25 protein-coding genes are annotated in these 22,372 nt (G+C 71.1%); 17 read left to right on the forward strand and 8 right to left on the reverse strand.

All coding sequences use genetic code 11. The features are described 5' to 3' along the window. The first annotated feature begins 78 nt into the window (after positions 1-78). The 16 genes from prfA (at position 79) to QJS33_RS01625 (ending at position 13,457) form a co-directional block, all read left to right on the forward strand. Positions 79-1,149, forward strand: coding sequence for a peptide chain release factor 1 (gene prfA / locus QJS33_RS01550; RefSeq protein WP_306366064.1), 1,071 nt, complete (start codon positions 79-81; stop codon positions 1,147-1,149). Continuing rightward, positions 1,146-2,009, forward strand: a complete 864-nt coding sequence (gene prmC / locus QJS33_RS01555; RefSeq protein ID WP_306366005.1) for a peptide chain release factor N(5)-glutamine methyltransferase — start codon at positions 1,146-1,148, stop codon at positions 2,007-2,009. Before prfA ends, prmC begins: the two co-directional genes overlap by 4 nt. Positions 2,010-2,084: 75 nt before the next feature. Beyond that, the gene (locus QJS33_RS01560) at positions 2,085-2,894 is read left to right on the forward strand and encodes an L-threonylcarbamoyladenylate synthase (RefSeq protein ID WP_306366006.1); all 810 of its coding nucleotides are present in this window, start codon (positions 2,085-2,087) and stop codon (positions 2,892-2,894) included. Positions 2,895-2,935: 41 nt separating this feature from the next. Then, positions 2,936-4,087, forward strand: a complete 1,152-nt coding sequence (locus tag QJS33_RS01565) for an MraY family glycosyltransferase (protein WP_306366007.1) — start codon at positions 2,936-2,938, stop codon at positions 4,085-4,087. 231 nt (positions 4,088-4,318) lie between these two features. Next, positions 4,319-4,750 carry a hypothetical protein gene (locus tag QJS33_RS01570; RefSeq protein WP_306366008.1) on the forward strand — a complete coding sequence of 144 codons (432 nt, stop codon included), beginning with the start codon at positions 4,319-4,321 and terminating at the stop codon, positions 4,748-4,750. Positions 4,751-4,813: 63 nt separating this feature from the next. Continuing rightward, positions 4,814-5,029 (forward strand): hypothetical protein, encoded by a 216-nt coding sequence (locus QJS33_RS01575; protein ID WP_306366009.1) that lies wholly within the window; start codon positions 4,814-4,816, stop codon positions 5,027-5,029. Positions 5,030-5,122: 93 nt separating this feature from the next. Next, positions 5,123-5,977, forward strand: coding sequence for a F0F1 ATP synthase subunit A (atpB, locus tag QJS33_RS01580; protein WP_306366010.1), 855 nt, complete (start codon positions 5,123-5,125; stop codon positions 5,975-5,977). Between the two features lie 109 nt (positions 5,978-6,086). Next, entirely contained in the window at positions 6,087-6,305 is a 219-nt protein-coding gene (gene atpE / locus QJS33_RS01585; protein WP_220562989.1) for an ATP synthase F0 subunit C, read from the forward strand. A 30-nt stretch (positions 6,306-6,335) separates the two neighbouring features. Then, positions 6,336-6,884 (forward strand): F0F1 ATP synthase subunit B, encoded by a 549-nt coding sequence (locus tag QJS33_RS01590; protein WP_306366011.1) that lies wholly within the window; start codon positions 6,336-6,338, stop codon positions 6,882-6,884. Further along, positions 6,884-7,705 (forward strand): F0F1 ATP synthase subunit delta, encoded by an 822-nt coding sequence (locus tag QJS33_RS01595; RefSeq protein WP_306366012.1) that lies wholly within the window; start codon positions 6,884-6,886, stop codon positions 7,703-7,705. Before QJS33_RS01590 ends, QJS33_RS01595 begins: the two co-directional genes overlap by 1 nt. A gap of 65 nt (positions 7,706-7,770) precedes the next feature. Then, the gene (gene atpA, locus QJS33_RS01600) at positions 7,771-9,411 is read left to right on the forward strand and encodes a F0F1 ATP synthase subunit alpha (protein ID WP_306366013.1); all 1,641 of its coding nucleotides are present in this window, start codon (positions 7,771-7,773) and stop codon (positions 9,409-9,411) included. A 3-nt stretch (positions 9,412-9,414) separates the two neighbouring features. Next, a complete protein-coding gene (locus QJS33_RS01605; protein WP_306366014.1) occupies positions 9,415-10,335 on the forward strand; it encodes a F0F1 ATP synthase subunit gamma in 921 nt (306 codons plus the stop codon). 5 nt (positions 10,336-10,340) lie between these two features. After that, a complete protein-coding gene (gene atpD, locus QJS33_RS01610; protein WP_306366015.1) occupies positions 10,341-11,783 on the forward strand; it encodes a F0F1 ATP synthase subunit beta in 1,443 nt (480 codons plus the stop codon). Positions 11,784-11,860: 77 nt separating this feature from the next. Continuing rightward, on the forward strand, positions 11,861-12,250 hold the full coding sequence (locus QJS33_RS01615; protein ID WP_306366016.1) for a F0F1 ATP synthase subunit epsilon: 390 nt from the start codon (positions 11,861-11,863) through the stop codon (positions 12,248-12,250). An 18-nt stretch (positions 12,251-12,268) separates the two neighbouring features. After that, complete coding sequence (locus QJS33_RS01620; RefSeq protein WP_306366017.1) at positions 12,269-12,721, forward strand: DUF2550 domain-containing protein; 453 nt, start codon at positions 12,269-12,271, stop codon at positions 12,719-12,721. A 220-nt stretch (positions 12,722-12,941) separates the two neighbouring features. Next, positions 12,942-13,457, forward strand: coding sequence for a hypothetical protein (locus tag QJS33_RS01625; RefSeq protein WP_306366018.1), 516 nt, complete (start codon positions 12,942-12,944; stop codon positions 13,455-13,457). Here the strand turns inward: QJS33_RS01625 and QJS33_RS01630 are convergent. Next, positions 13,454-13,720, reverse strand: a complete 267-nt coding sequence (locus QJS33_RS01630; RefSeq protein WP_306366019.1) for a hypothetical protein — start codon at positions 13,718-13,720, stop codon at positions 13,454-13,456. The genes QJS33_RS01625 and QJS33_RS01630 overlap by 4 nt on opposite strands. A 245-nt stretch (positions 13,721-13,965) precedes the next feature. Then, the gene (locus QJS33_RS01635) at positions 13,966-14,562 is read right to left on the reverse strand and encodes a cob(I)yrinic acid a,c-diamide adenosyltransferase (RefSeq protein ID WP_306366020.1); all 597 of its coding nucleotides are present in this window, start codon (positions 14,560-14,562) and stop codon (positions 13,966-13,968) included. 408 nt (positions 14,563-14,970) lie between these two features. Between QJS33_RS01635 and QJS33_RS01640 the strand changes: the two genes are divergently transcribed. Further along, on the forward strand, positions 14,971-15,609 hold the full coding sequence (locus QJS33_RS01640) for a class I SAM-dependent methyltransferase (RefSeq protein ID WP_306366021.1): 639 nt from the start codon (positions 14,971-14,973) through the stop codon (positions 15,607-15,609). Positions 15,610-15,845: 236 nt separating this feature from the next. On the opposite strand, the gene QJS33_RS01645 is transcribed toward QJS33_RS01640, so the two are convergent. The 6 genes from QJS33_RS01645 to QJS33_RS01670 form a co-directional block, all read right to left on the reverse strand. Continuing rightward, positions 15,846-17,366, reverse strand: a complete 1,521-nt coding sequence (locus QJS33_RS01645; protein ID WP_306366065.1) for a M28 family peptidase — start codon at positions 17,364-17,366, stop codon at positions 15,846-15,848. A 286-nt stretch (positions 17,367-17,652) separates the two neighbouring features. Further along, positions 17,653-18,333: a DUF1707 domain-containing protein gene (locus tag QJS33_RS01650; RefSeq protein WP_306366022.1), complete on the reverse strand. Its 681-nt coding sequence runs from the start codon at positions 18,331-18,333 to the stop codon at positions 17,653-17,655. A 74-nt stretch (positions 18,334-18,407) separates the two neighbouring features. After that, on the reverse strand, positions 18,408-19,043 hold the full coding sequence (locus QJS33_RS01655) for a response regulator transcription factor (protein WP_306366023.1): 636 nt from the start codon (positions 19,041-19,043) through the stop codon (positions 18,408-18,410). 205 nt (positions 19,044-19,248) lie between these two features. Continuing rightward, positions 19,249-20,505 (reverse strand): sensor histidine kinase, encoded by a 1,257-nt coding sequence (locus QJS33_RS01660; RefSeq protein WP_306366024.1) that lies wholly within the window; start codon positions 20,503-20,505, stop codon positions 19,249-19,251. Continuing rightward, positions 20,481-21,317, reverse strand: coding sequence for an ABC transporter permease (locus tag QJS33_RS01665; RefSeq protein WP_306366025.1), 837 nt, complete (start codon positions 21,315-21,317; stop codon positions 20,481-20,483). Before QJS33_RS01665 ends, QJS33_RS01660 begins: the two co-directional genes overlap by 25 nt. Continuing rightward, positions 21,314-22,207 (reverse strand): ABC transporter ATP-binding protein, encoded by an 894-nt coding sequence (locus QJS33_RS01670; protein ID WP_306366026.1) that lies wholly within the window; start codon positions 22,205-22,207, stop codon positions 21,314-21,316. The genes QJS33_RS01665 and QJS33_RS01670 overlap by 4 nt, the downstream gene beginning before the upstream one ends. Between the last annotated feature and the right edge of the window lie 165 nt (positions 22,208-22,372).

Raw genomic sequence — 22,372 nt, forward strand, 5'->3', positions numbered from 1 at the left:
TCCGGCGCCACGGGACCCACGGCCCCCGCGGGGGCGACACGGCAGGCGAGGCACGCGAATCAAGACGGGGTGGCACAAGTGAAGCTGGACGACCTCCTGGGGGAGTACTACGAGCTGGAGCAGCAGCTCGCCGACCCGGAGGTGCACGCCGACCAGGGCCGGGCGCGCACACTGGGCAAGCGCTACGCGCAGCTCACCCCCATCATCGAGACGTACCGCGCGCTCAAGGAGACCGAGAGCGACATCGAGGCCGCCCGCGAGCTCGCCGCCGAGGACTCCTCCTTCGCCGAGGAGGCCGACCGCCTGACCGCCGAGGCCGAACGCCTCACCGAGCGGCTGCGCTTCCTGCTCGTCCCGCGCGACCCCGCCGACGACAAGAACCTCATCATGGAGGTCAAGGCCGGCGAGGGCGGCGAGGAGTCCGCCCTGTTCGCCGCCGACCTGGTCCGCATGTACCTGCGCTACGCCGAACGCCAGGGCTGGAAGACCGAGGTCATCGACACCACGCACTCCGACCTGGGCGGCTACAAGGACATCACCATCGCCTTCAAGAACAAGGGCACCCCCGAGCCGGGGGCCGGCGTCTGGCCGATGCTCAAGTTCGAGGGCGGCGTCCACCGCGTCCAGCGCGTCCCCGTCACCGAGTCGCAGGGCCGCATCCACACCTCCGCGGCCGGCGTCCTGGTGGTCCCCGAGGCCGAGGACATCGAGGTCGAGATCCACGACAAGGATCTGCGCATCGACGTGTACCGCTCCTCCGGCCCCGGCGGCCAGAGCGTCAACACCACCGACTCCGCGGTGCGCATCACCCACCTGCCCACCGGCATCGTGGCCTCCTGCCAGAACGAGAAGAGCCAGCTCCAGAACAAGGAGCAGGCCATGCGCATCCTGCGCGCCCGCATCTACGCCGAGGCCCAGGCCAGCGCGGACGCCGAGGCCGCCGCCGAGCGCAAGAGCCAGGTCCGCACGGTGGACCGCTCCGAGCGCGTGCGCACCTACAATTTCCCGGAGAACCGCATCTCCGACCACCGGGTCGGCTACAAGGCCTACAACCTCGACCAGGTCCTCGACGGGGAGCTGGACGGCGTCGTCAAGGCCCTCGTGGACGCGGACACCAAGGAAAGGCTCGAAGCGGCCCAGGGATCATGAACCTTCTTCTCGACGAGGTCGCCCGCGCGACACTGAGACTCGCGGACGCGGGCATCGCATCGCCTCGCACGGACGCCGAGGAACTCGCGGCGTTCGTGCACGGTGTCCGTCGAGGGGAACTGCACACGGTCGCCGACACCGACTTCGACGCCCGGTACTGGGAGTGCGTCGCCCGCCGCGAGGCCCGTGAACCGCTCCAGCACATCACCGGACGCGCCTACTTCCGCTACCTCGAACTCCGGGTCGGCCCGGGCGTGTTCGTCCCCCGGCCGGAGACCGAGATCATGGTCGACTGGGCCATCGAGACGCTGCGCGCCATGGACGTCGCCGACCCGCTGGTCGTCGACCTGGGCACCGGCTCGGCCGCCATCGCCATCTCCATCGCCCAGGAGGTGCCCCGCTCCCGGGTGCACACCGTGGAGATCGACCCGACGGCCCTGGAGTGGGCCCGGCGCAACATCGACGCCAGCGGCCACGCCGACCGGGTCACCCTGCACCACGGCGACATGCGCACCGCGCTGCCCGAACTCAACGGCGGCGTCGACCTGCTCATCAGCAACCCGCCGTACGTGCCCACCCGGGAGGCCGACGCCATCCCCCCCGAGGTGCGCAACTTCGACCCCGCCCCCGCCCTGTGGTCGGGCGAGGACGGCCTGGACATGATCCGCGACCTGGAGGCGGTCGGCCGCAGGCTGCTGCGCCCCGGCGGGGCCATGTCCGTGGAGCACCACGACGGCCAGGGCATCGACATCCCCTGGCTCTTCCCCGAGGACAAGGGCTGGCGCGATGTCCTCAACCGCAAGGACCTGGCCAGGCGCGACCGCTTCGTGGTCATGCGCCGGGCCGACCACGAGGACTGACCGCCCCGGTCGTCACGATCCCGCCCCCGGGCCGGCGCCGACCGGCCCACCCGCTTGAGAACGAGGTGAACGCAGGTGAGCCGCATCTACGACTGCGCGGACGAGACCGCCCGCAAGGACGGCATCGCCGACGCCGCGTCCGCGGTCCGCCGAGGCGAGCTGGTGGTGCTGCCCACGGACACCGTGTACGGCATCGGCGCCGACGCCTTCAGCCCCAAGGCGGTCGCGGACCTGCTGGCCGCCAAGGGCCGCGGCCGCGAGATGCCCCCGCCGGTGCTGGTCGGCTCGACCCGCGCGGCGATGGCCCTCGTCGACGACCTGGGCCGGTTCGGCCGCGACCTCATGGACGAGTTCTGGCCGGGCCCGCTCACCCTGGTGTGCGCCGCCACCCCCAGCCTGTCCTGGGACCTGGGCGACACCAAGGGCACCGTCGCGGTGCGCATGCCGATGGACCCGGTCGCCCTGGACCTGCTCAAGGAGACCGGCCCGATGGCGGTCAGCAGCGCCAACAGGTCCGGCAGCCCGGCCGCCACCACGGCCGTGGAGGCCATCGAGCAGCTGGGCGAGGAGGCCGTCGCGGTCTACCTCGACGGCGGGGCGACGGAGTCGTCGGTGCCCTCCACCATCGTCGACCTCACCTACGCGGTCCCGCGGGTGCTGCGCAGCGGCGCCATCCCCATCGAGAAGCTGCGCGAGGTGTGCGGCACGGTCATCGGCGAACTGCGCAAGGGCCCCGACCGCCCCAAGGCCCGGAGCGCCGAGGAGACCGCGCCGGCCGAGGCGGCCCCCGCCGCCGAGGCCCCTGCCGCCGACACCCCCGCGACGGGCGCGGAGCCCGCCACCGGGGAGACCGGGTCCGAGGCCGCCGACCGCGATCGCGACTGACCGCCCCCCGTCCCAGGACGCAGAGACAGAAGGGCCAGGCCGTGCGGGAGTACGCGCTCACCTTCGTCATCGCCGCCGCGGTGACCTACCTGCTGGTTCCGCTGGTGCGCAGGTTCGCGATCGCCTTCGGCGCCACCCCGCCGGTGCGCGACCGCGACGTGCACACCGAGCCCATCCCCCGGCTGGGCGGGCTGGCCATCTACGGCGGTTTCGCCGTGGCCCTGCTGCTCTCCGCGCAACTGCCGCACCTACAGAACGTGTTCGTCGCCGACACCTGGATCGGCCTGCTGCTGGCGGGCGGGCTCATCACGGTCATCGGCGTCATCGACGACCGGTGGGGGATGGGCCCGGTCAGCAAGCTCGCCGGGCAGGTCGCGGCCGCGGGCATCCTCGTCGCCGCGGGCGTCCAGCTGCTCTGGCTGCCGCTGCCCGGCACCCAGCTCTCACTCGGCCCCTGGCTGGGCGCGCTGGTGTCGGTGCTGCTCATCGTGGTGACCATCAACGCGGTCAACTTCGCCGACGGCCTGGACGGCCTGGCCGCGGGCATCGTCGGCATCTCGGCCCTGGCCTTCTTCGCCTACTACTACGTGGTCGCGGTGGAGCAGGGGTTCGTCCGCCAGTCGTACCCGGCGATGATCGCGATCATCCTCGCGGGCACCTGTGTCGGATTCCTCTGCCACAACTTCCACCCGGCCCGGGTGTTCATGGGCGACACCGGCTCGATGCTGCTGGGCCTGCTGCTCACCTCCATCACCATCACGGTGACCGGGCAGTTCGACGCCAACACCGCCCGCGAGGAGTTCAACTCCGGCCTCGTGGTGTTCCTGCCGATCGCGCTGCCGCTGCTGGTCATCGCGCTGCCGCTGGCCGACCTGGTGCTCGCGGTGCTGCGCCGCACCCTGGCGGGCAAGTCGCCGTTCGCCCCGGACCGCGGGCACCTGCACCACCGCCTGCTCGACATGGGGCACAGCCACGTGCGCGCGGTGCTGCTCATGTACCTGTGGGCGGGGATCGTGGCGTTCGCCGCGGTCGCGCTGTCGGTGTTCGACTCCGCGGTGGTGGTGCTGACGGTGACCGCCCTGGTCGCGGTCTGCGCGGTCGGCCTCATCGCGCTGCCGCGGCTGCGCCGCCGCGGCCTGCTGCCCTGGGGCCGTTCGCACGGCCGCCGTTCCGGGGCCGGTGTGAAACGGTGAGAGGACTGTGATCCGGGCAGGGGGCCCCAGGTCCCTTTCGGCTCGCGGGGCGGGGTGCCTCCGGGGCGGTCGTGACGGGTGTGGCCAAGGTGACACAGGGCCTGAAACGCGGGCGGAGCGGGTGTTTCCCGAGGCGTTAAGGTCGCGTTAAGGAACCCCCGGATTCAGCACCGAAAACCTTGTGATAGCTTTCACGAGCAGGCAACCACTGAACCTCACGGAGCTTTTCTGATGCAGGAACACGACGCCCGGACTCTCCGCGGCGCCGCGATTCCGACGGCACTGGTCGGCGTGGTCGCGATGATCGCGGGCTTCGCCCTCGGCAACGTTCAGGGACTCCTCGGCGCGCTCTTCGCTGTCGCCCTGGTGATCGGCGCGTTCGCCAGTTCGGCGTTCGTCATCTCCTGGACCGGCGGCCGGCGTCCGGAGCTCCTCCTCCCGGTGGCCCTCCTCGTCTACACGACCAAGTTCGGCATCCTCCTGGCCGTCCTGCTGACCTTCCGGGGGACGCAGGCCCTGGACACCACGGTGTTCGGCTGGTCGGCGCTGGCGTGTGTCATCGCGTGGCTGTCGGCCCAGGCCGTGGCGGTCAAGCGCAGCAAGCAGCCGACCATCGTCCCCGCGGGAGAAGACGAGTCCGAGGACAGTGAGGCGCGCCGGTGACCCCGTTCGGGCGGGGTGGTGCGCCGAGCCTGATCACCTACTGCTATCTTCCGGAGCGAGAGCATGAGTCGGTCGAGTGCGAAGAAGGACGAGACATCGTCCAACGCCAACGCCACCACTCTCATCTCGTACCTGCTGGGAGGGCTCGCCTTCTGGGGCGGCGTGGGCTGGGTCGTGGACTGGGCCCTGGGCTTCTCCGGTCTCTTCCTGCCCATCGGGCTGGGAGTGGGCCTGGTCGGCTCGATCTACCTCATCTATGCCCAGTACGTCCGGTCCTGACCGAACACCCGGGTGCGTCCGCCCCCGCTGTGGGCGGGACCGTCCCGACGAGAACACCAAGGATTGAGTTGCGTCACGACGAAAGGGATCGCCGTGGGTGCTGACGTGAGCGTCGTCGCGGCGTCCGAATCAGGCTGCCACCTCTTCGGAGACGATTGCGGGTTCGAGGCTCCGGGAGTGAGCCTCTTCAACCCGACCCCGTGGGTCGACTTCGGTCTTCCCCTCACCTCCGGGCTGAACAAGTACTACCTGGTCGCGGTGGTCGCGCTGATCGTCGCCGCCGCCTTCTGGTACTTCACCACCCGCAAGGCCAAGGTCGTCCCCGGCCGCGGCCAGAGCATGGCCGAACTGCTGGTCACGTTCATCCGCGACCAGGTCACCCGGACCACCATGGGCAAGAAGGGGGACAAGTACCTCCCCCTGATGGTGACCCTGTTCCTGTTCATCTTCAGCATGAACGTCATGGGTCTCATCCCCGGCCTCCAACTGCCGGTGACCTCCAACCTGGCCTTCCCCGCGGTCCTGGCCCTGTTCATCTTCGTCCTGTGGAACGTGGTCGGCATCCGTGAGCACGGTGCCGCCGCCCACTTCAAGGCCCGCCTCGTTCCGGGCGGCGTCCCCGGGTGGATCCTGCCGGTCGTGGTGCCCATCGAGGCACTGTCGAACTTCATCATCCGGCCGGCCACGCACATGATCCGTCTGTTCGCGACCATGTTCGCGGGGCACCTGCTGCTCGCGCTGTTCGCGGCCGCCGGCTTCTACATGTTCAACCCGACCTCCCCGATGGGTCCGCTCTTCGGCGCCATCTCGGTCGGCTACTCCGGCATCGCCCTGATCGGCTTCCTGGTCTTCACGGCCTTCGAGCTGTTCATCATGGCGGTCCAGGCCTACGTCTTCATCCTCCTCTCCTCCATCTACCTCGGTGAGGCCATGGAGGGCGCGCACTAGGAGAGGCCCCCGCGGTCCCTCCCGGTACGCACAGCAAGACCCGTTCTCCGTTTCATCACGTCCGTCCGACGACGTCCATGATCGTCGGCCTGTAGTAAAGGGAATATCAATGGATCTCGCCGCCATCGAAGGTAACCTCAACAGCATCGGTTACGGCCTCGCCGCCATCGGCCCCGGCATCGGTGTGGGTCTCGTCTTCGGTCTCGGTGTCCAGGCCATCGCCCGCCAGCCCGAGGCCCGTGGCGTCCTCCAGGGCCAGATGATCTTCGGCTTCGCCGTCATCGAGGCCCTGGCCATCCTCGGCTTCGTTCTCGCGTTCGCCGTCTAGTAACACCTGGTCATACAGAACGCGAAGGGGATGCCAACCGTGTATTTGGCAGCTGAACAAGAAAACGTCCTGCGCATCCACTGGGACGAGTTCACCTTCGGCCTCATCGCCTTCCTCATCATCCTCGGCGTCGTCTACAAGATGTGGCCGCGGCTGACGAAGGCGCTGGACGAGCGTGCCGACCAGATCGAGGGTGGCATCGCTCGCGCTCAGAAGGCCGAGGCCGAGGCGGACGAGATCCGCCAGCAGTACCGCGAGAAGCTCGAAGAGGCCCACCGCGAGTACGCGCAGGAGCTGGAGAAGGCCAAGGAGCAGCGGGCGGCGATCATCGCCGAGGCGCGCGAGGAGGCCCAGGCCGAGGCCCGCCGCATCGTCGACGCCGCCCACGCTCAGATCGAGGCCGACCGCCAGCAGGCGTTCGCCCAGCTGAAGGGTGAGATCGGCACGCTCTCCACCGAGCTCGCCGGCCGCATCGTCGGTGAGAGCCTCAGCGACAGCGCCGCCCAGAGCCGCGTCATCGACCGGTTCCTGGACGAGCTGGAGCAGAGCGAGGGCAAGCAGCAAGCCGAGGTGCGCTGATGCGTGGTATCAGCCGTACGTCGCTGACCGAGGTGACCCGGCGCCTGGACGAGAACGTCCTGGCGTCGGCCGGCGCCACCGGCGGCGTCGCCCTGGGCGGCGAACTGTTCCAGATCGTCGCCCTGCTCACCGAGGAGCACTCGCTGCGCCGCTGGCTCGCCGACCAGGCGAACCCGGCGGAGGCCAAGACGGCCCTCATCGGGCAGCTGCTGGAGTCCAAGGTCTCGCCGTCGGCGGTCCTCGTGGCCGGCGACGTCGTCTCGGTCAAGTGGTCGAGCACGCGCGACCTCGTGGACGCCATGGAGCGGATGGCGGTCTACGCGACCGTCGCCTCGCTCCGCAGCGCCGCGGCCCTGGACGGCCTGGAGGACGAGCTGTTCCGCTTCGAGCGGATCGTCGCCTCCCAGCCGCAGCTGCGCGATGCCCTGACCCGTGACGGTGTCGGCCCCGAGCACAAGCGCTCCCTGCTGGAGGGCCTGCTCTCGGGCAAGGTGGACCCCGCGACGCTGACCCTCGTCGGCGAAGCGGTCACCCGGCCCCGGGGCCGTACCCTGGAACAGGCGCTGGAGAACTACGGGCACATCGTCGCCGAGCGCGCCAAGCGCTACGTCGCGGTCGTCCGCAGCGCCGTCGCCCTGAGCGAGGACCAGCAGTCCCGGCTGGGGGCGGCGCTCACGCGCGCCTACGGCCGCGACATCCACCTGAACATCGAGGTCGCCCCCGAAATCGTGGGTGGGCTTTCCATCCAGGTGGGTGACGAGGTCATCGACGGGACCATCGCCGGGCGTATCGCCGAGGCCCAGCGCCGTCTGGCCGGCTGAAAAAACGCAAGGCAAGTACGCACGGCGCCGGTCAGGCGCCACTTGAGAGCAAGGACAACGTAGAGATGGCGGAGCTGACGATCCGGCCGGACGAGATCCGGGACGCGCTGCAGCGCTTCGTCCAGTCGTACGAGCCTGAGGCCACCCGCGCGGAAGAGGTCGGTACCGTCACCTACTCCGGTGACGGCATCGCCCGCGTCAGTGGCCTCCCCTCGGCGATGGCGAACGAGCTGCTGGAATTCGAGGACGGAACCCTGGGCCTGGCCCAGAACCTCGAAATCGGCGAGATCGGTGCCGTTGTGCTGGGCGACTTCACCGGCATCGAGGAGGGGCAGAAGGTGCGCCGCACCGGTCGCCTCCTCTCCGTGCCGGTGGGTGACGACTTCCTCGGCCGTGTGGTGGACCCCCTGGGCACCCCCATCGACGGCAAGGGCGAGATCGAGTCCACCGAGCGCCGCGAGCTGGAGTTGCAGGCCGCGACCGTGATGGAGCGCAAGCCCGTCCACGAGCCGCTCCAGACCGGTATCAAGGCGATCGACTCGATGACCCCGATCGGCCGCGGCCAGCGCCAGCTGGTCATCGGCGACCGGCAGACCGGCAAGACCGCGGTCTGCGTCGACGCGATCATCAACCAGAAGGCGAACTGGGAGTCCGGCGACCCCGACAAGCAGGTGCGCTGCATCTACGTCGCGGTCGGCCAGAAGGGCTCGACCATCGCCAGCGTGCGCGGCGCCCTGGAGGAGGCCGGCGCGATGGAGTACACCACCATCGTCGCCGCCCCCGCCTCCGACGCCGCGGGCTTCAAGTACCTCGCCCCCTACACCGGTTCGGCCCTGGGCCAGCACTGGATGTACCAGGGCAAGCACGTCCTCATCGTCTTCGACGACCTCACCAAGCAGGCCGAGGCCTACCGCGCCGTCTCCCTGCTGCTGCGCCGCCCGCCGGGCCGCGAGGCCTACCCGGGTGACGTCTTCTACCTGCACTCCCGGCTCCTGGAGCGCTGCGCCAAGCTCTCCGACGAGCTGGGCAAGGGCTCGCTGACGGCGCTGCCGATCATCGAGACCAAGGCGGGCGACGTCTCGGCGTACATCCCCACCAACGTCATCTCCATCACCGACGGCCAGGTCTTCCTGGACTCCGAGCTGTTCAACCAGGGTCAGCGCCCGGCCATCGACGTCGGTATCTCGGTCTCCCGTGTCGGTGGCGCGGCCCAGACCAAGGCGATGAAGAACGTCTCCGGTACCCTCCGGCTGGGCCTGGCCCAGTACCGCGAGCTGGAGGCCTTCTCCGCGTTCAGCTCCGACCTGGACGCCGTCTCCAAGCAGCAGCTCGCGCGCGGCGCCCGCCTGATGGAGCTGCTCAAGCAGGGCCAGTACTCCCCGTTCGCGATGGAGAAGCAGGTCGTCTCCATCTGGATGGGCACCACCGGCCGCATCGACGACGTCCCGGTCGAGGACGTGCGCCGCTTCGAGGACGACTTCCTGGACTTCCTCGACCGCGAGCACTCCAGCATCCTGGACGTCATCCGCGAGAGCGGGAAGTTCGGCGAGGAGACCGAGCAGGCCCTGGAGGGCGCGCTCGACAAGTTCAAGCAGGGCTTCCAGACGTCCGGGGGCACCCTCCTGGGCACCGAGGCCGAGGCCGAGGCGCTCGAAGAGGAGAACGTCGGCCAGGAGACCATCAAGGTCGCCAAGGGCGGGAAGTAACCCATGGGTGCACAGCTTCGCGTCTATCGCCGGAGGATTCGCTCGACGAAGTCGACGGCGAAGATCACCCGTGCGATGGAGCTCATCGCCACGACGCGCATCACCAAGGCGCAGCGTGCGGCTGAGGCTGCCGGACCCTATGCGCGGGAGATCACCAGGGCGGTCTCGGCCCTGGCGAGCCGGGTGTCCGACCACCCGTTGCTGACCGAGGCCGAGAACCCCACCCGTGCCGCCGTCCTGGTCATCACCAGCGACAAGGGCCTGGCGGGCGCCTTCTCGTCCAACGTCCTCAAGGAGGCCGACTCCCTCGCCCGACTCCTCAAGGAGCAGGGCAAGGAGGTCGTCACCTACATGGTGGGCCGCAAGGGCGTGGCCTCCTACAAGTTCCGCGACCGCCCGGTCGAGGAGCAGTGGGAGGGCATCACCGAGCGTCCGACCTACGCGCACGCCCAGGAGATCGGCACCGCTCTCATGGAGAGGTTCGCCAAGGACTCCTCCGAGGGCGGCGTCGACGAGATCCACGTGGTCTCGACCGAGTTCGTGTCGATGCTGACCCAGCGCGCGACCGCCACGCGGGCGCTGCCGCTGGAGGTGGAAGAGGTCGACGAGGCGGAGCTTGAGGCCGCGCACGGCGGGCAGGCCCTGCCGCTGTACGAGTTCGAGCCCTCCGCCGAGGAAGCGCTGGACCGGCTGCTCCCGCAGTACGTGACCAACCGCATCTACTTCGCCCTCTTGGAATCCGCCGCCTCCCAGCAGGCGTCCCGTCGGGCCGCCATGAAGGCCGCCACCGACAACGCCGAGGAACTCGCCAAGACCCTGACCCGCCTGGCCAACCAGGCGCGTCAGGCCGAGATCACCAACGAGATCAGTGAGATTGTCGGCGGTGCCGACGCGCTCTCTGCTGCAAGCGCGGGAAGTGAGTAAGAAAAGTGACTGCGACTGTTGAAGAGACGACCGGGGCTGGCACCGCCACCGGTCGGATCGCCCGGGTCACCGGCCCGGTCGTCGACGTGGAGTTCCCCGTCGGCTCGATCCCTGCCATCTACAACGCCCTGCACACCGACGTGACCGTCGGCGGCGAGACCAAGACCATCACCCTGGAGGTCGCCCAGCACCTGGGTGACAACCTGGTGCGGGCCATCTCGCTGGCCCCGCAGGACGGCCTCGTCCGCGGCGCCGAGGTGCGCGACACCGGCGAGCCCATCAGCGTGCCGGTCGGCGACATCGTCAAGGGCCACGTGTTCAACACCCTGGGCGAGGCGCTGGACGTGCCGACCTCGGAGCTGAAGGTCACCGAGCGCTGGCCGATCCACCGCAAGCCGCCGTCGTTCGACCAGCTCGAATCCAAGACCGAGATGATGGTCACGGGCATCAAGGTCATCGACCTCCTCACCCCGTACGTGCGCGGTGGCAAGATCGGCCTGTTCGGTGGTGCCGGTGTCGGCAAGACCGTGCTGATCCAGGAGATGATCACCCGTATCGCCCGCAACTTCGGCGGTGTGTCCGTGTTCGCCGGTGTCGGCGAGCGCACCCGTGAGGGTACGGACCTCTTCCTGGAGATGGACGAGATGGAGGTCCTCCAGGACACCGCTCTCGTCTTCGGCCAGATGGACGAGCCCCCGGGCACCCGTCTGCGGGTGGCGCTGTCCGCTCTGACGATGGCGGAGTACTTCCGCGACGTTCAGAACCAGGACGTGCTCCTGTTCATCGACAACATCTTCCGTTTCACCCAGGCGGGTTCGGAGGTCTCCACGCTGCTGGGCCGCATGCCCTCCGCCGTGGGTTACCAGCCCAACCTGGCCGACGAGATGGGTCAGCTCCAGGAGCGGATCACCTCGACCCGGGGCCACTCGATCACCTCCATGCAGGCGATCTACGTCCCCGCGGACGACTACACCGACCCGGCCCCGGCGACCACGTTCGCCCACCTGGACGCGACGACCGAGCTCTCCCGCCCGATCTCGCAGAAGGGCATCTACCCGGCGGTGGACCCGCTGGCGTCGACCTCCCGCATCCTCGACCCGCAGTACGTGGGCCAGGAGCACTACCAGGTCGCCCAGCGCGTCAAGGAGATCCTCCAGCGCAACAAGGACCTCCAGGACCAGATCGCCATCCTCGGTATGGACGAGCTGTCCGAAGAGGACAAGATCATCGTCAACCGCGCGCGCCGCATCGAGCGCTTCCTGTCGCAGAACATGTTCGTGGCGGAGAAGTTCACCGGTACGCCGGGCGTGTTCGTGCCCCTGGAGGAGACCATCGCCTCCTTCAAGGGCCTGTGCGACGGCGAGTACGACCACCTGCCCGAGCAGGCGTTCCTCGACGTGGGCAACATCGACATGGTCGTCGAGAAGGCCAAGAAGCTCCAGGGCTAGACCCCTGTAGCCGGTGGGGCCGCCCGTCACGGCGGGCGGCCCCCGCCCAATCCAACCCTGGCCGAGGAGTTCAGGCAGTGTCGAAGAAGCTTTTCGTCGAGATCGTCTCGCCCGAGCACGAGGTGTGGGCGGGCGAGGGCGACATGGTCATCGCGAAGACCGTCGAGGGTGAGATCGGTATCCAGCCGAACCACATCCCCGTCCTCTCGCTGCTCGCCGAGGACGCGGTCGTCCGCGTGCTGGGCGCGCGGGAGAACGGCGAGGTCCGCGCCGCCGCCCACGGCGGGTTCATCTCGGTGTCGGGTGAGGGTCGCGTCTCGATCCTCGCCGAGACCGCCGAGCTCGCCGAGGACATCGACGTGGAACGCGCCCGCACGGCGCTGAAGAACGCGACCGGGGGCGACGACACCGCCGCCCTGGGCCGCGCCCGCAGCCGCCTGCGGGCCGCCGGCGAGGACGTCTCCTAGCCTTTCGGAACGGGGCCCATGGAACAGCCGCTGGACCTGCTTCGGTGGGTGTTCCCCGCCCTCGCCCTGTGTGCGGCGGCGGTGGTGTGCGCCGCGATCCTGCGCCGCCGGGTCCTCCTGCGGCGCGGCGGAGCGGTGGAGTGCCACCTGCGCTTCCCGGGCGCGGGGGGACGCCGGGGCGCCTGGCGGATCGGCCTGTGCCGGTACGGTTCGTCGTACCTGGGCTGGTTCCCCGCATTCTCGATCAGACCGCGGCCGACGGCAGAGCTGTCGCGCCGCGGTCTCGTCGTGTCCGGACGCCGCCCTCCGGAACCCGGTGAGCACCTGCCCGCCGACACCACCGTCGTGCATCTGACCTGGGACGGCGGCGGGGACCGGCCCGCGGTGGAGATCGCCATGAACGACGCCACCCTCACCGGGTTCCTGTCCTGGGTGGAGTCGATGCCCCCGGGGACCGACTGGGACTCGTGACCGTGCCGCTCCGGGCCTCCGCTCCGGTCCGGCGCTCGGGCGCCCCCATGGGCGGGGATCTCCGGCCCTGCGCCCACGTCCTCCCCCCGTCCCCCACCACCGCCCCCGACGGACGGCCTGCGGCCGCGGGCCCCTCCTCGAAGATGTTCGCTCCGGGCCGCCGGAACCCCGCCGCGCGCCGCCGCCGCTCGGGCGGTCCGGGATGGCAGGATGCGTTCCCATGGTGGTATCGCGGTTGCGGGGCCTGATCGCCCTCGCCCTTCTCAGCCCGTTCCTCGTCTCCTGCCAGCCGACCGGCGGCCACGTCGCCGCGGTCGCCACCGGCCATTTCACGGCCGGGCACAAGTTCCCCGTCGTCATGGTCACCTGGTGCGGCCAGGATCCGCCCCGGCAGATCGACCTGCTCGGGGACACCCAGCGAAGACACCTGGTGGCCACCCGCGAGTTCGAGGGCCGGTCCCTGGAGGTGGACCTGTCCGACCCCGGCGAGGACTGGAGCATCGTCGACGACGACGGCGGTCCCATCTACCGGATGGGCCCGGAGTCCCCGGAGGAGGAGTACCTGTTGGGGGTGGGCACCGCGGAGGCCGAGCCCGGCGAGGCGACCGAGCACGACATCGCGGTGCTGCGCTTCACCACCGAGGCCCTGGCCGCCGAACAGGGCCTGTACGCGAGCGTGTCCGGCGAGGGGGAGGCGGAGTACGCCGACCCCGCCGAGTTCCCGCCCGCCTGCTAGTCGTCGCCCTCGATGATCCGCACGGCCTTCTTCCAGTCCTCGGAGCGCGTCAGCCACCGGTGCACGGGGAGTCTGCGGCGCCCGCCGTCCGCGGACTCGAAGACGATCCGGCCGCCCTCGACCAGGAAGCGCTCACCCGGGCGGGTGGGGCCGACCTCCCTGCTGCCGAACCAGCCGGGTCCGCTGAACGCGATGCGGCCGTCCGAGTAGCGGACCGGTTCGAAGGTGTGGCGGCGCAGGTGAAGAGGCCCGGCGATCAGCATGACGATCGCGATGAGGACGGCCGGGTTGAACGCGCCGAGCGCGATCAGCCAGAGGTTGAGGACGAGCAGGATCGCTCCCAGGGCGATGAACGACCAGCCGATGACCGGGGTTGTTGCGGGCCTGGATCGTCTGCCGGGAGACGCGCTCCTTCTCCGTCACGAGGGGTTCCTTCGGGGGGCGGGGGGAGGACGGCTTCACTCTCCCCCGCTTCCCCTGCGGTGTCCAGAGGCGGACGGGAACCGGGTCAGCGTTCGCCGCCGGGCTTCCACAGGACCTCGTCGCCCTCCCGCGCCACGTACCGGCCCAGGATGAACAGCAGGTCCGAGAGGCGGTTGAGGTACTGCGCGGTGAGCGGGTTGACGGAGTCGCCGTGCTCCTCGATGGCCGCCCACACACTGCGCTCGGCCCGCCGGGTCACTACCCGGGCGGTGTGCGTCAGCGCGACCGTGGGGGAGCCGCCGGGGAGGATGAAGCTGCGCAGGGTCGGCAGGTCGGCGTTGTAGGTGTCGCAGGCCTCCTCCAGCCGGGTGACGTACTCCGGCAGGACGCGCAGCGGCGGGTACTCGGGGTCCGGGACGATCGGGGTCGACAGGTCGGCCCCCAGGTCGAACAGCTCGTTCTGGATGCGGGAGAGCAGCGCCCGCACGTCGTCGGGGACCTCGCCCAGGGCGAGCAGGGCGCCGATGGCGGCGTTGGCCTCCTCGGTGTCCGCGTAGCCGACGATCCGGGTGTCGTTCTTGCGGGTCCGGCTCATGTCGCCGAGCGCGGTGGTACCCGCGTCCCCGGTCCGCGTGTAGATCTTGGACAGCACGACCGGCTTGTCCGTGTCCCGTTGAGTCATGCCCCCCACCCTAGACCGGGGACCGCCGGCCGCCGCAGGGCCGAAGGCTCCCGCCCCCGAAGGGCGCAGCGCAGGGAGAGCAGGACCGCGGCCGCCAGGCCCTCCGTTGAGGGCGGTGGCGGCTGCCCGGGGCCATGTCCCGTGGGGTGGTGTGACTTTCGCGCGGTTGCGTCCTTGCAGGTCATCGCGGCAGTCGGCCGGCGCCGGTCCGCCGCTGCGTGCGGGTGGTCCGCTGACCGGGGCGGAAGAGCCGCCGAAGGCGGCGGGACACCGACCGGGCGGACGCCGACGGCGCACGTCCGTGGGGAGAGGGCCGGGAAGGCCGCACCACTCGATGGGACACCGTCGGCGACGGGCGGGCCGGGGCGAAGCGGAGGTTCAAAGGAACACAGGCTAGTGTCGTGCGGCATGGGAGAGACGGATGAGACGGTCGGGGACGCCTACGGTGCGCTGGCGCGGGAGTACGCGGCTTCCGCGGACCGGTGGGAGGCGGGCAGGCCGCTGGACCGGGCGCTGCTCCCGGTCTTCGCGGAACTGGTCCGCGGCGGCGGCCCGGTGCTGGATGCCGGGTGCGGGCCCGGGCGCCTGACGGCGAGGCTGCGGGACCTGGGGGTGGAGGCGTTCGGGGTGGACCTGTCGCCGGGCATGGTCGCCCTGGCCCGCGAGTCGTACCCGGGGCTGCGCTTCGAGGTGGGTGACCTGGCGGACCCGGTGGCGGCGGAGGGCACGCTGGGCGGGATCCTGGCCCACTACTCGGTGATCCACGACCCGCCCGGGCGGCTGCCCGTGACGCTGGCCGGGTTCCACCGGATGCTGAGGGCGGGCGGGTACCTGCTGTTGGCCTTCCAGGCCCTCGACGACCCGGGGATGCTCTGCGAGCCCTTCGACCACCGGGTGGCGCCCGCCCACCGCTACTCACCGGAACGGGTGTCGGTGCTGGCGGGAGAGGCCGGTCTCGCCGAGGTGGCCCGCCTCGTCATCGCCGGTGGCGAGGACGAGCGCCGCGGATTCCCCCAGGCCCACCTACTGCTCCGCAAACAGGTGTGACGGAGGATAACTGTTCGGCATCAGGGGGTGAGAAGTGATCTGGCTCACTGATACCTTATGGAGTGAGGGTGCTACTCAACGTAGTCCCGCCGCGGTGTTCGCCGTGCAAACCCGAACGGAGTCATGAGGGGGGCCGCTCGGGCGGGCACGGAGGGGGAGACACCGCGAGGGGCGGCGGGCGTGAAACCGGGGGGTTCACGCCCGCCGCCCCTCCTTGTGCCGGTGCGGCGGTCGGGTCACAGGACCCAGTCGTGGCCCAGGCGCGGGAACTGCACGGCCGCGCGGGTGCTCAGCACCCCGTTGACCGGCAGCGTGCTCTCGGCGAGGAACTCCACGCCGTGCGCGCCCGCGGCGGCCAGCTCGGCCACCGAGTCCCAGTTGACGTTCTCCAGGGTGTCGTCGGCGGTGTGGTAGTACGGGTCGAACTGCTCACCCGCGGTACCGCCGTACCACTCCACCTGCTCCTCGGTCTTGACCCCGTCGGCGCCGCTGAACAGGCCGCCCGACGGGATGCCCGCCTGCATGAACGCGCGGTAGTCGCTGCGCCCGCTCAGCACACCCGGCTCGCTGACCTGGTCCTGCTCGGCGAAGTAGTCCTCGAACACCTTCGCGATCGCACCCGAGCCCGACGGCGCGCCCGACGAGTCCGGCAGCTCCATCCGGCCGTCCAGGACGAACCGGGCGTAGTTGTGCGAGCCGATCATGTCGAAGTTCAGGTACAGCGCGATGTCGTCGACCTCGCCGTCGGTCAGGCTCCCCACGTACTCCGTGGAACCGACCAGGCCCTCCTCCTCGGTGCCCCAGAAGGCGAACCGCACCTTGTTCTTCGGGGCGCCCTGGGCGGCCAGCCGAATCGCGGTCTCCAGCACGAACGCCGTGCCGGAACCGTTGTCGTTGATGGACGGGCCGTCCTCGACCCCGTCCAGGTGGGCGCCGACGACCACCACGTTGTCCGCGCGGCCGCCGGGCGTCTCGGCCAGCACGTTGAAGGACGACTCCTGCGACACGGTGGCGTCGACCTTCACCCGCAGCTCCAGGCCCTCGGCCGCCAGCAGCGCGGCGCCCGCGGTACCGGAGACGCCCACGGCCGGGATCGCGGACGTCTCGCCGACGGTCCCGGCGAAGAGCTCGTCGGCACTGTTGACCACCAGTGCGGCCGTCGCGCCGGCCGCGGCGGCGTTGGCGACCTTGTCGGCGAACGGGCAGCCGCCGCGCACCGTGATCGCGATCGCGCCCTCGGGGAAGTCGGCGAAGTCGTCCGCGGTGCAGCCGCTGTCGGTGCTCTCCGCGTCGACGGCGACCGCCGGGGCGGTCACATCACCGGAGTTCGAGTACGACATGGTCAGGAAGTCGGTGCCGCCCTCGTAGGCGACCTCCTGCGGGGCGGTCTGCGCCAGCACCGGGTCGGACTGCTCGCGCCACAGCTCGTAGTCGTACTCGTGGCGGAAGGTCTCGTACCCCGCCCTCTCCAACTGGTCCTCGATGTACAGGGCGGAGACGTCGTAGCCGGGGGAGTTCGTGGCCCGGTGGCCGCCGTTGTACTCGGCGATCGTGTCCAGGTTCTCCATGTGCGCCCGGATGGAGTCGGCGGTCACCAGCTCCGACAGGGGCGGTTCCTGCGGCATGCCGGGGCGGGCCGGCTTCTCGGGCCGGACCGGGCGGCGCAGCCACTCCGGCGGCTCGGCCTCGTCGCCGCCGCGTGCCTGCGTCTCGGGGTCCGCGTGCGCGGGGGTGGTCGCGAGGACCCCCGCGGCCATGACCAGGGCGGTGATTCCCGCGGTCGCCGCCCGTCGTCTGTGGGGTGTGCGCAACGATGTTCCTCCGTTTTACGGGGGAGTCCACCGCTCCGAAGTGTCGGGGGATGGACACCCGGGGTAGGCGGGGTACCGTTGCACACTGACACCGTTCGACCGCGCCGGGCAAGTATGCCGCGGGAGGTTGCCACAATCAGCCACAGGTCTTACGTTCCCGTGATCACTGTGGTCGGATTTTCGGCTGCGGGCGGCTCGAACGTCCAACCGGGCGCGGAATCCGCGCCCGGTCTCACTCCTCGATCTCGTCCTGCCTCTTCTGGTGTTTGCGCCTGCGGTAGTCCACCCCGACCCCGCCCATGACGGCGATGCCGCGCACGTGCACGATCGGTGCGCCCGGGTCGACCACGCTCGGCGTCCCGCCGCCCACGCCGAAGCCGCCCATGACGGGCAGGCCGTGGACGCGCACCTGCACGTCGTCGGGGACGACGATGCCGATCCCGCCCATGACGGTGTAGGTCCAGATGGTGGTCTCGCGGGCGGTGAACCGGGCCTCGCGCAGGTCCAGCTCCACACCGCCCATGAGGGCGAACGCCACGAAGTTCTCCGGGACGACCCAGCTGCCGGAGCGGTCGGCGCCGCCCATGACGGCGATCGCGACGGAGCTGGTCGGCGGCTGGTCGACGATCCGGTCGGCACCGTAGATCGGGCGCGGGGACCGGAAGTCGCCGGGGGTGGGGGCGGCCGGCGCGGCGGGTCCGGAAACGGCGGGCAGGTCCTGGGTGAGGGGGACGAGTTCGCCGACCGTCTTGGCGCGGTACACCGCGTCCAGGCGCTCGCTGTGCTCGTCGGGATCCAGGCGGCCCTCGGCGAAGGCCTCCTGGAGTCGGTGCGCGACCGCGTCGCGATCGGCGTCGGAAGCGCGCATCCGATCGGGGTCGGGGGGTGTGATCTCGCTCATCGTCTCCACCATATTCCGATTCTCGTGACGGGACACCCTCTCGCGCATCGGGAAGGAACCCCGGGACATCCCTGGGATCCGCGGGTTCACGCTCCGGGTAGCAGCCCCCGGCGGATCGCCCGGCTGACGGCCGCCGTACGGTCGCCCACCCCCAGTTTCTCGTACACGCGCATCAGGTGCGTCTTGACCGTGGTCGGGCTGATGTGCAGGGCGCGGCCGATCGCCGCGTTGGTCGCGCCCTCGGCGGCCAGGCACAGCACCTCGACCTCGCGCGGGGACAGCGCCGGGCCGGCCGGGGCGGAGCGGTTGCGCATCCCGGTGACGAGCTTGCCCGCCAGCCGCCCGGTCAGCACCGTCTCACCGCGCGCGGCCGCGCGCACCGCCTCGGCCAGTTCCGCGCGCGGGGTGTCCTTGAGCAGGTACCCGGTGGCCCCGGCCTCCACCGCGCGCAGGATGTCGGTGTCGGTGTCGTAGGTGGTCAGCACCAGGACGTGCGTCCCGGGGTGGTCGGCGATGATGCGCTCGGTGGCGGCGACCCCGTCCCCGCCCGGCATGCGCAGGTCCATCAGGACCACGTCGGGGGCCAGTTCGGCGACCCGCGCCAGCGCCTCGGGGCCGGAGGCGGCGTCGCCGACGATGTCCAGGTCGGCCTCGGCGGCGAGCATGCCGCGGATGCCCTCGCGGACCACCGGGTGGTCGTCGACCAGCAGGACACGGATCACGCGGACCTCCGTAAGTCGGTAGGTGGCCCGGGAGGGCCGGGTGTGGCTGACGGGGTCTTGCCGTCCATGGCTTCTGAGGAGTGGCCGCCCTTCCCTCCAGGGCGCTCCGGTCGCTGGTCGAGATCTGCGCACGAGTCGCTGTTCACGGAGATGCCGACGGGGTGTTCACCCCCGCCCCACCGGTCCCGCAGACGGCTTGACGACTTCATCGGGACTCCTCGGGCTCGGGCAGGGTCAGGCGGACGGTGGTGCCCTCCCCCGGCGCACTGTCGACGTCCAGGGTGCCGCCGACGCCGCGCGCCCGGTGGAGCATGCCCGGCAGGCCGTTGCCCGCGGCCGGGGCGGCGGGGTCGAAGCCGCGCCCGTCGTCGGTGACGGTGAGCCGGGTGCCCACGTCGGTGTGGGCCAGGGTGACCGCCACCCGGTCGGCCGCGGCGTGCTTGCGGATGTTGGCCAGCGCCTCCTGGGCGGTGCGCAGCAGGCACACCTGGAGGTCGCCGGGCAGCTCCCGCGGGGCGCCCTGGACCTCCACGGAGACGGGCACGCCCAGCTCGGTGCCCAGCCGGGCCCCGATGCGTTCCAGCGCCGCCTCCAGGGTGTCCTCGCCCAGGGGTACGGGGCGGCGGGCGGCCACCATGGCGCGTGCCTCGGCGAGGTTCTCCGCAGCGGTCTCCCGCATCAGCGCCAGGTGGCGGCGGGCCAGGGCGGGATCGGTGTCCAGTTCCGACTCCACGGCCTGGGCGAGGGCGATGATGCTGGTGAACCCCTGGGCCAGGGTGTCGTGCACCTCCCGGGCCAGGCGCTCGCGCTCGGCCAGGGCGCCGGTCTCCTCCGACAGCCGGGCGGACTCGGCCCGGCTCTCCCGGAGCTGGCGGATGAGCAGGGAGCGTTCGTGGCTCTCCTCGATCACCCTCTCGAACCAGCGGCCGAACCACAGGGCGAAACCGAGGATGACCAGGTTGACGCCGACGCCCACCAGGGCCTCCGACGGCTCTGTCCCGCCCAGGTGGAAGCGGATGCCGGCGGGGACGAACATGATGGTCCCGACCGCCATCGCCCCGATCACCGATCCCCCCGACATGAAGCACACGGGGGCCACCGCGAACAGGCAGAAGGTAGCGGCCGGGGCCAGGGTCACCGCGACGGTCACCAGGGCCGCCACCGCCGTCGTGAAGGCGATCGCCGGGAGGGTGGCGTACCGGTCGTCGTCGTACAGGCGCCGGCCGACGGCCAGGTACAGGGCGGCGGCCGCCGCCAACAGGGCGGCGGCGGTCCAGGCGGGCACCCCCGGTTCGGAGGTCACCGCCACCGCCGCGGAGATCCCGAGCGCCACCGTCACGTACGCGTACCAGGCACCGTCGAGCGCCCAGGCGTGGCGCTCGGCGACCGCGGGCTCCGCCGCCGCGACCTGTTCCGGAGCACGCGCCGCCACGGCGATCACCCGTCCTTCCGTGTCTTCCACCGGAACGTCAGCAGTACCAGAGCCGAGCCCACCGCACACCAGGCGCCCAGGGCGAGCGCCACCAGGTGCAGGTCCCACGCCCCGGAGGGTTCGAACGCGGCCATCGCGTCCGGGTAGAAGGCGGCCCGCATGCCCTGCGCCATCCACAGCAGCGGGAACAGCGAGGCGACGGCCAGCACCCCGTCGGGCAGCACCGCCACCGGAACGAACACCCCGGAGGTGAACTGTAGGGCCAGGAACGGCACCACCACGATGGTGGACGCCGCCTGGGCGGTGCGGGCCAGTGAGCTGACCGCGATGCCCAGCAGGGAGCAGGCGACCGTACCCAGGACGAGTACCCAGGCCACGGTGGACCAGTCGGCGGCGTTGTCGGGCAGGGACGCGCCGAAGACCACGGCGGACACCCCGAGCAGCAGGACGGCCTGGCCCAGGGCGAGGAAGAACACCAGCAGGGTCTTGCCCAGGAAGTAGGCGGCGGGCGGCATCGGGGTGCCGCGCAGCCGCCGCAGCCCGCCCTGGTCGCGTTCGGTGGCGATCCCCGCGCCCAGGGTCTGGAAGCTGACCGACATCAGACCCATGGCGAACAGGCCGGGCAGGTAGTGGTCGACGGCGGGCATGCCGACGTCGAACAGTCCGTCGAGGACCGACGCGAACATCATCAGGATCAGTGCGGGCAGCGCGAACGTGAAGATCACGCTCTCCCACTCCCGGGTGAAGGACCGGATCTCCAGCCATCCCCGGGACAGCCCCACGCGGAGCGTGCCGGGCAGCCGGACGTCACCCGCGGGTGCGCCGCCAAGGGTGCCGCTCATGCCGGTGCCTCCGCCCGCTCGCCGCCGCTCCCGGCGTCCTCGGTCCCCCCGGTGTCCTCGATCAACCCCAGGTAGACCTCCTCCAGGGTGGGGCGGTGCACGCGCAGTTCGGGGATCTCCCCGGTGAAGCCCGCGGCCAGGTCGGCGACGACACGGGTGGGCTCGCCGGTGCGGACCTCGCGCCGCACCCCGTCCTGCGACCAGCTCACGGTGGCCTGCGCGGTGGCCCTTCCGCCCAGGGTGTCGGGGGCGCCCAGAGCGCGGACCCGTCCCCGGGCCAGGACGCACACCCGGTCGGCGAGGGCCTCGGCCTCCTCCAGGTAGTGGGTGGTGAGGAGGATGGTGGTGCCCTGCTCGGCCAGGTTCCGGATCAGACCCCAGAAGTCCCGTCGCGCCTTCGGGTCGAAACCGGTGGTGGGCTCGTCGAGGAAGAGGAGTTCGGGTCCGCCGATGATGCCCAGGGCCACGTCCAGGCGGCGCCGCCGGCCACCGGACAGGGACTCGGGCAGGGCACGGGCCTGCTCCGTCAGGCCGACCAGCTCCAGGATCGTGTCGACGCCGTGCGGGGCGGGGTAGTGTCCGGCGAAGTGCCGCAGCACCTCGCGCACCGGGACCTTGGGCAGCAGGGTCTCCTGCTGCCACACGATGCCGATCCGCGCCCGCCAGGCCCGGCCCGCGCCCTGGGGGTCGGCGCCGAGCACCCGGACGGTGCCGCCGTCGCGGCGGCGGAAGCCCTCCAGGATCTCGACGGTGGTGGACTTGCCCGCGCCGTTGGGGCCCAGGACCGAGAAGACCTCGCCGCGGGGGACCGACAGGTCCACCCCCGCGACGGCGGTGTGGTCGCCGTACTTCTTGAGGAGGCCCGCGGCCTCGATCACGGTCGTGCTCATACCACCGAGCCTCGCGCGCGGCGGGCCCGGGCGGTATCGGGCGACCGGGCGGCCCGGTGTCATCCGGTCGGAGGACACGGTCCTCCGGGCGGCCACGCCGTCCCATGAGGGGTCGGGCCCCGGCCGACCGGTAGGGACACGGTCCGACCTCGGGGCCCGCGACGG

This window comes from Nocardiopsis sp. CC223A (assembly GCF_030766825.1).
Classification (GTDB): Bacteria; Actinomycetota; Actinomycetes; order Streptosporangiales; family Streptosporangiaceae; genus Nocardiopsis.

Excerpts from the sequence above, each read along its gene's own strand:
- QJS33_RS01625 (WP_306366018.1), top strand. The coding sequence starts at position 12,942 with ATGGTGGTATCGCGGTTGCGGGGCCTGATCGCCCTCGCCCTTCTCAGC.
- atpA (WP_306366013.1), top strand. The coding sequence starts at position 7,771 with ATGGCGGAGCTGACGATCCGGCCGGACGAGATCCGGGACGCGCTGCAG.
- QJS33_RS01595 (WP_306366012.1), top strand. The coding sequence starts at position 6,884 with ATGCGTGGTATCAGCCGTACGTCGCTGACCGAGGTGACCCGGCGCCTG.
- QJS33_RS01605 (WP_306366014.1), top strand. The coding sequence starts at position 9,415 with ATGGGTGCACAGCTTCGCGTCTATCGCCGGAGGATTCGCTCGACGAAG.
- QJS33_RS01590 (WP_306366011.1), top strand. The coding sequence starts at position 6,336 with ATGCCAACCGTGTATTTGGCAGCTGAACAAGAAAACGTCCTGCGCATC.
- atpE (WP_220562989.1), top strand. The coding sequence starts at position 6,087 with ATGGATCTCGCCGCCATCGAAGGTAACCTCAACAGCATCGGTTACGGC.
- QJS33_RS01570 (WP_306366008.1), top strand. The coding sequence starts at position 4,319 with ATGCAGGAACACGACGCCCGGACTCTCCGCGGCGCCGCGATTCCGACG.
- QJS33_RS01665 (WP_306366025.1), bottom strand. The coding sequence starts at position 21,317 with ATGAGCGGCACCCTTGGCGGCGCACCCGCGGGTGACGTCCGGCTGCCC.
- QJS33_RS01635 (WP_306366020.1), bottom strand. The coding sequence starts at position 14,562 with ATGACTCAACGGGACACGGACAAGCCGGTCGTGCTGTCCAAGATCTAC.
- QJS33_RS01575 (WP_306366009.1), top strand. The coding sequence starts at position 4,814 with ATGAGTCGGTCGAGTGCGAAGAAGGACGAGACATCGTCCAACGCCAAC.
- QJS33_RS01670 (WP_306366026.1), bottom strand. The coding sequence starts at position 22,207 with ATGAGCACGACCGTGATCGAGGCCGCGGGCCTCCTCAAGAAGTACGGC.
- QJS33_RS01640 (WP_306366021.1), top strand. The coding sequence starts at position 14,971 with ATGGGAGAGACGGATGAGACGGTCGGGGACGCCTACGGTGCGCTGGCG.
- QJS33_RS01630 (WP_306366019.1), bottom strand. The coding sequence starts at position 13,720 with ATGCTGATCGCCGGGCCTCTTCACCTGCGCCGCCACACCTTCGAACCG.
- prmC (WP_306366005.1), top strand. The coding sequence starts at position 1,146 with ATGAACCTTCTTCTCGACGAGGTCGCCCGCGCGACACTGAGACTCGCG.
- QJS33_RS01620 (WP_306366017.1), top strand. The coding sequence starts at position 12,269 with ATGGAACAGCCGCTGGACCTGCTTCGGTGGGTGTTCCCCGCCCTCGCC.
- QJS33_RS01645 (WP_306366065.1), bottom strand. The coding sequence starts at position 17,366 with ATGGCCGCGGGGGTCCTCGCGACCACCCCCGCGCACGCGGACCCCGAG.
- QJS33_RS01650 (WP_306366022.1), bottom strand. The coding sequence starts at position 18,333 with ATGGTGGAGACGATGAGCGAGATCACACCCCCCGACCCCGATCGGATG.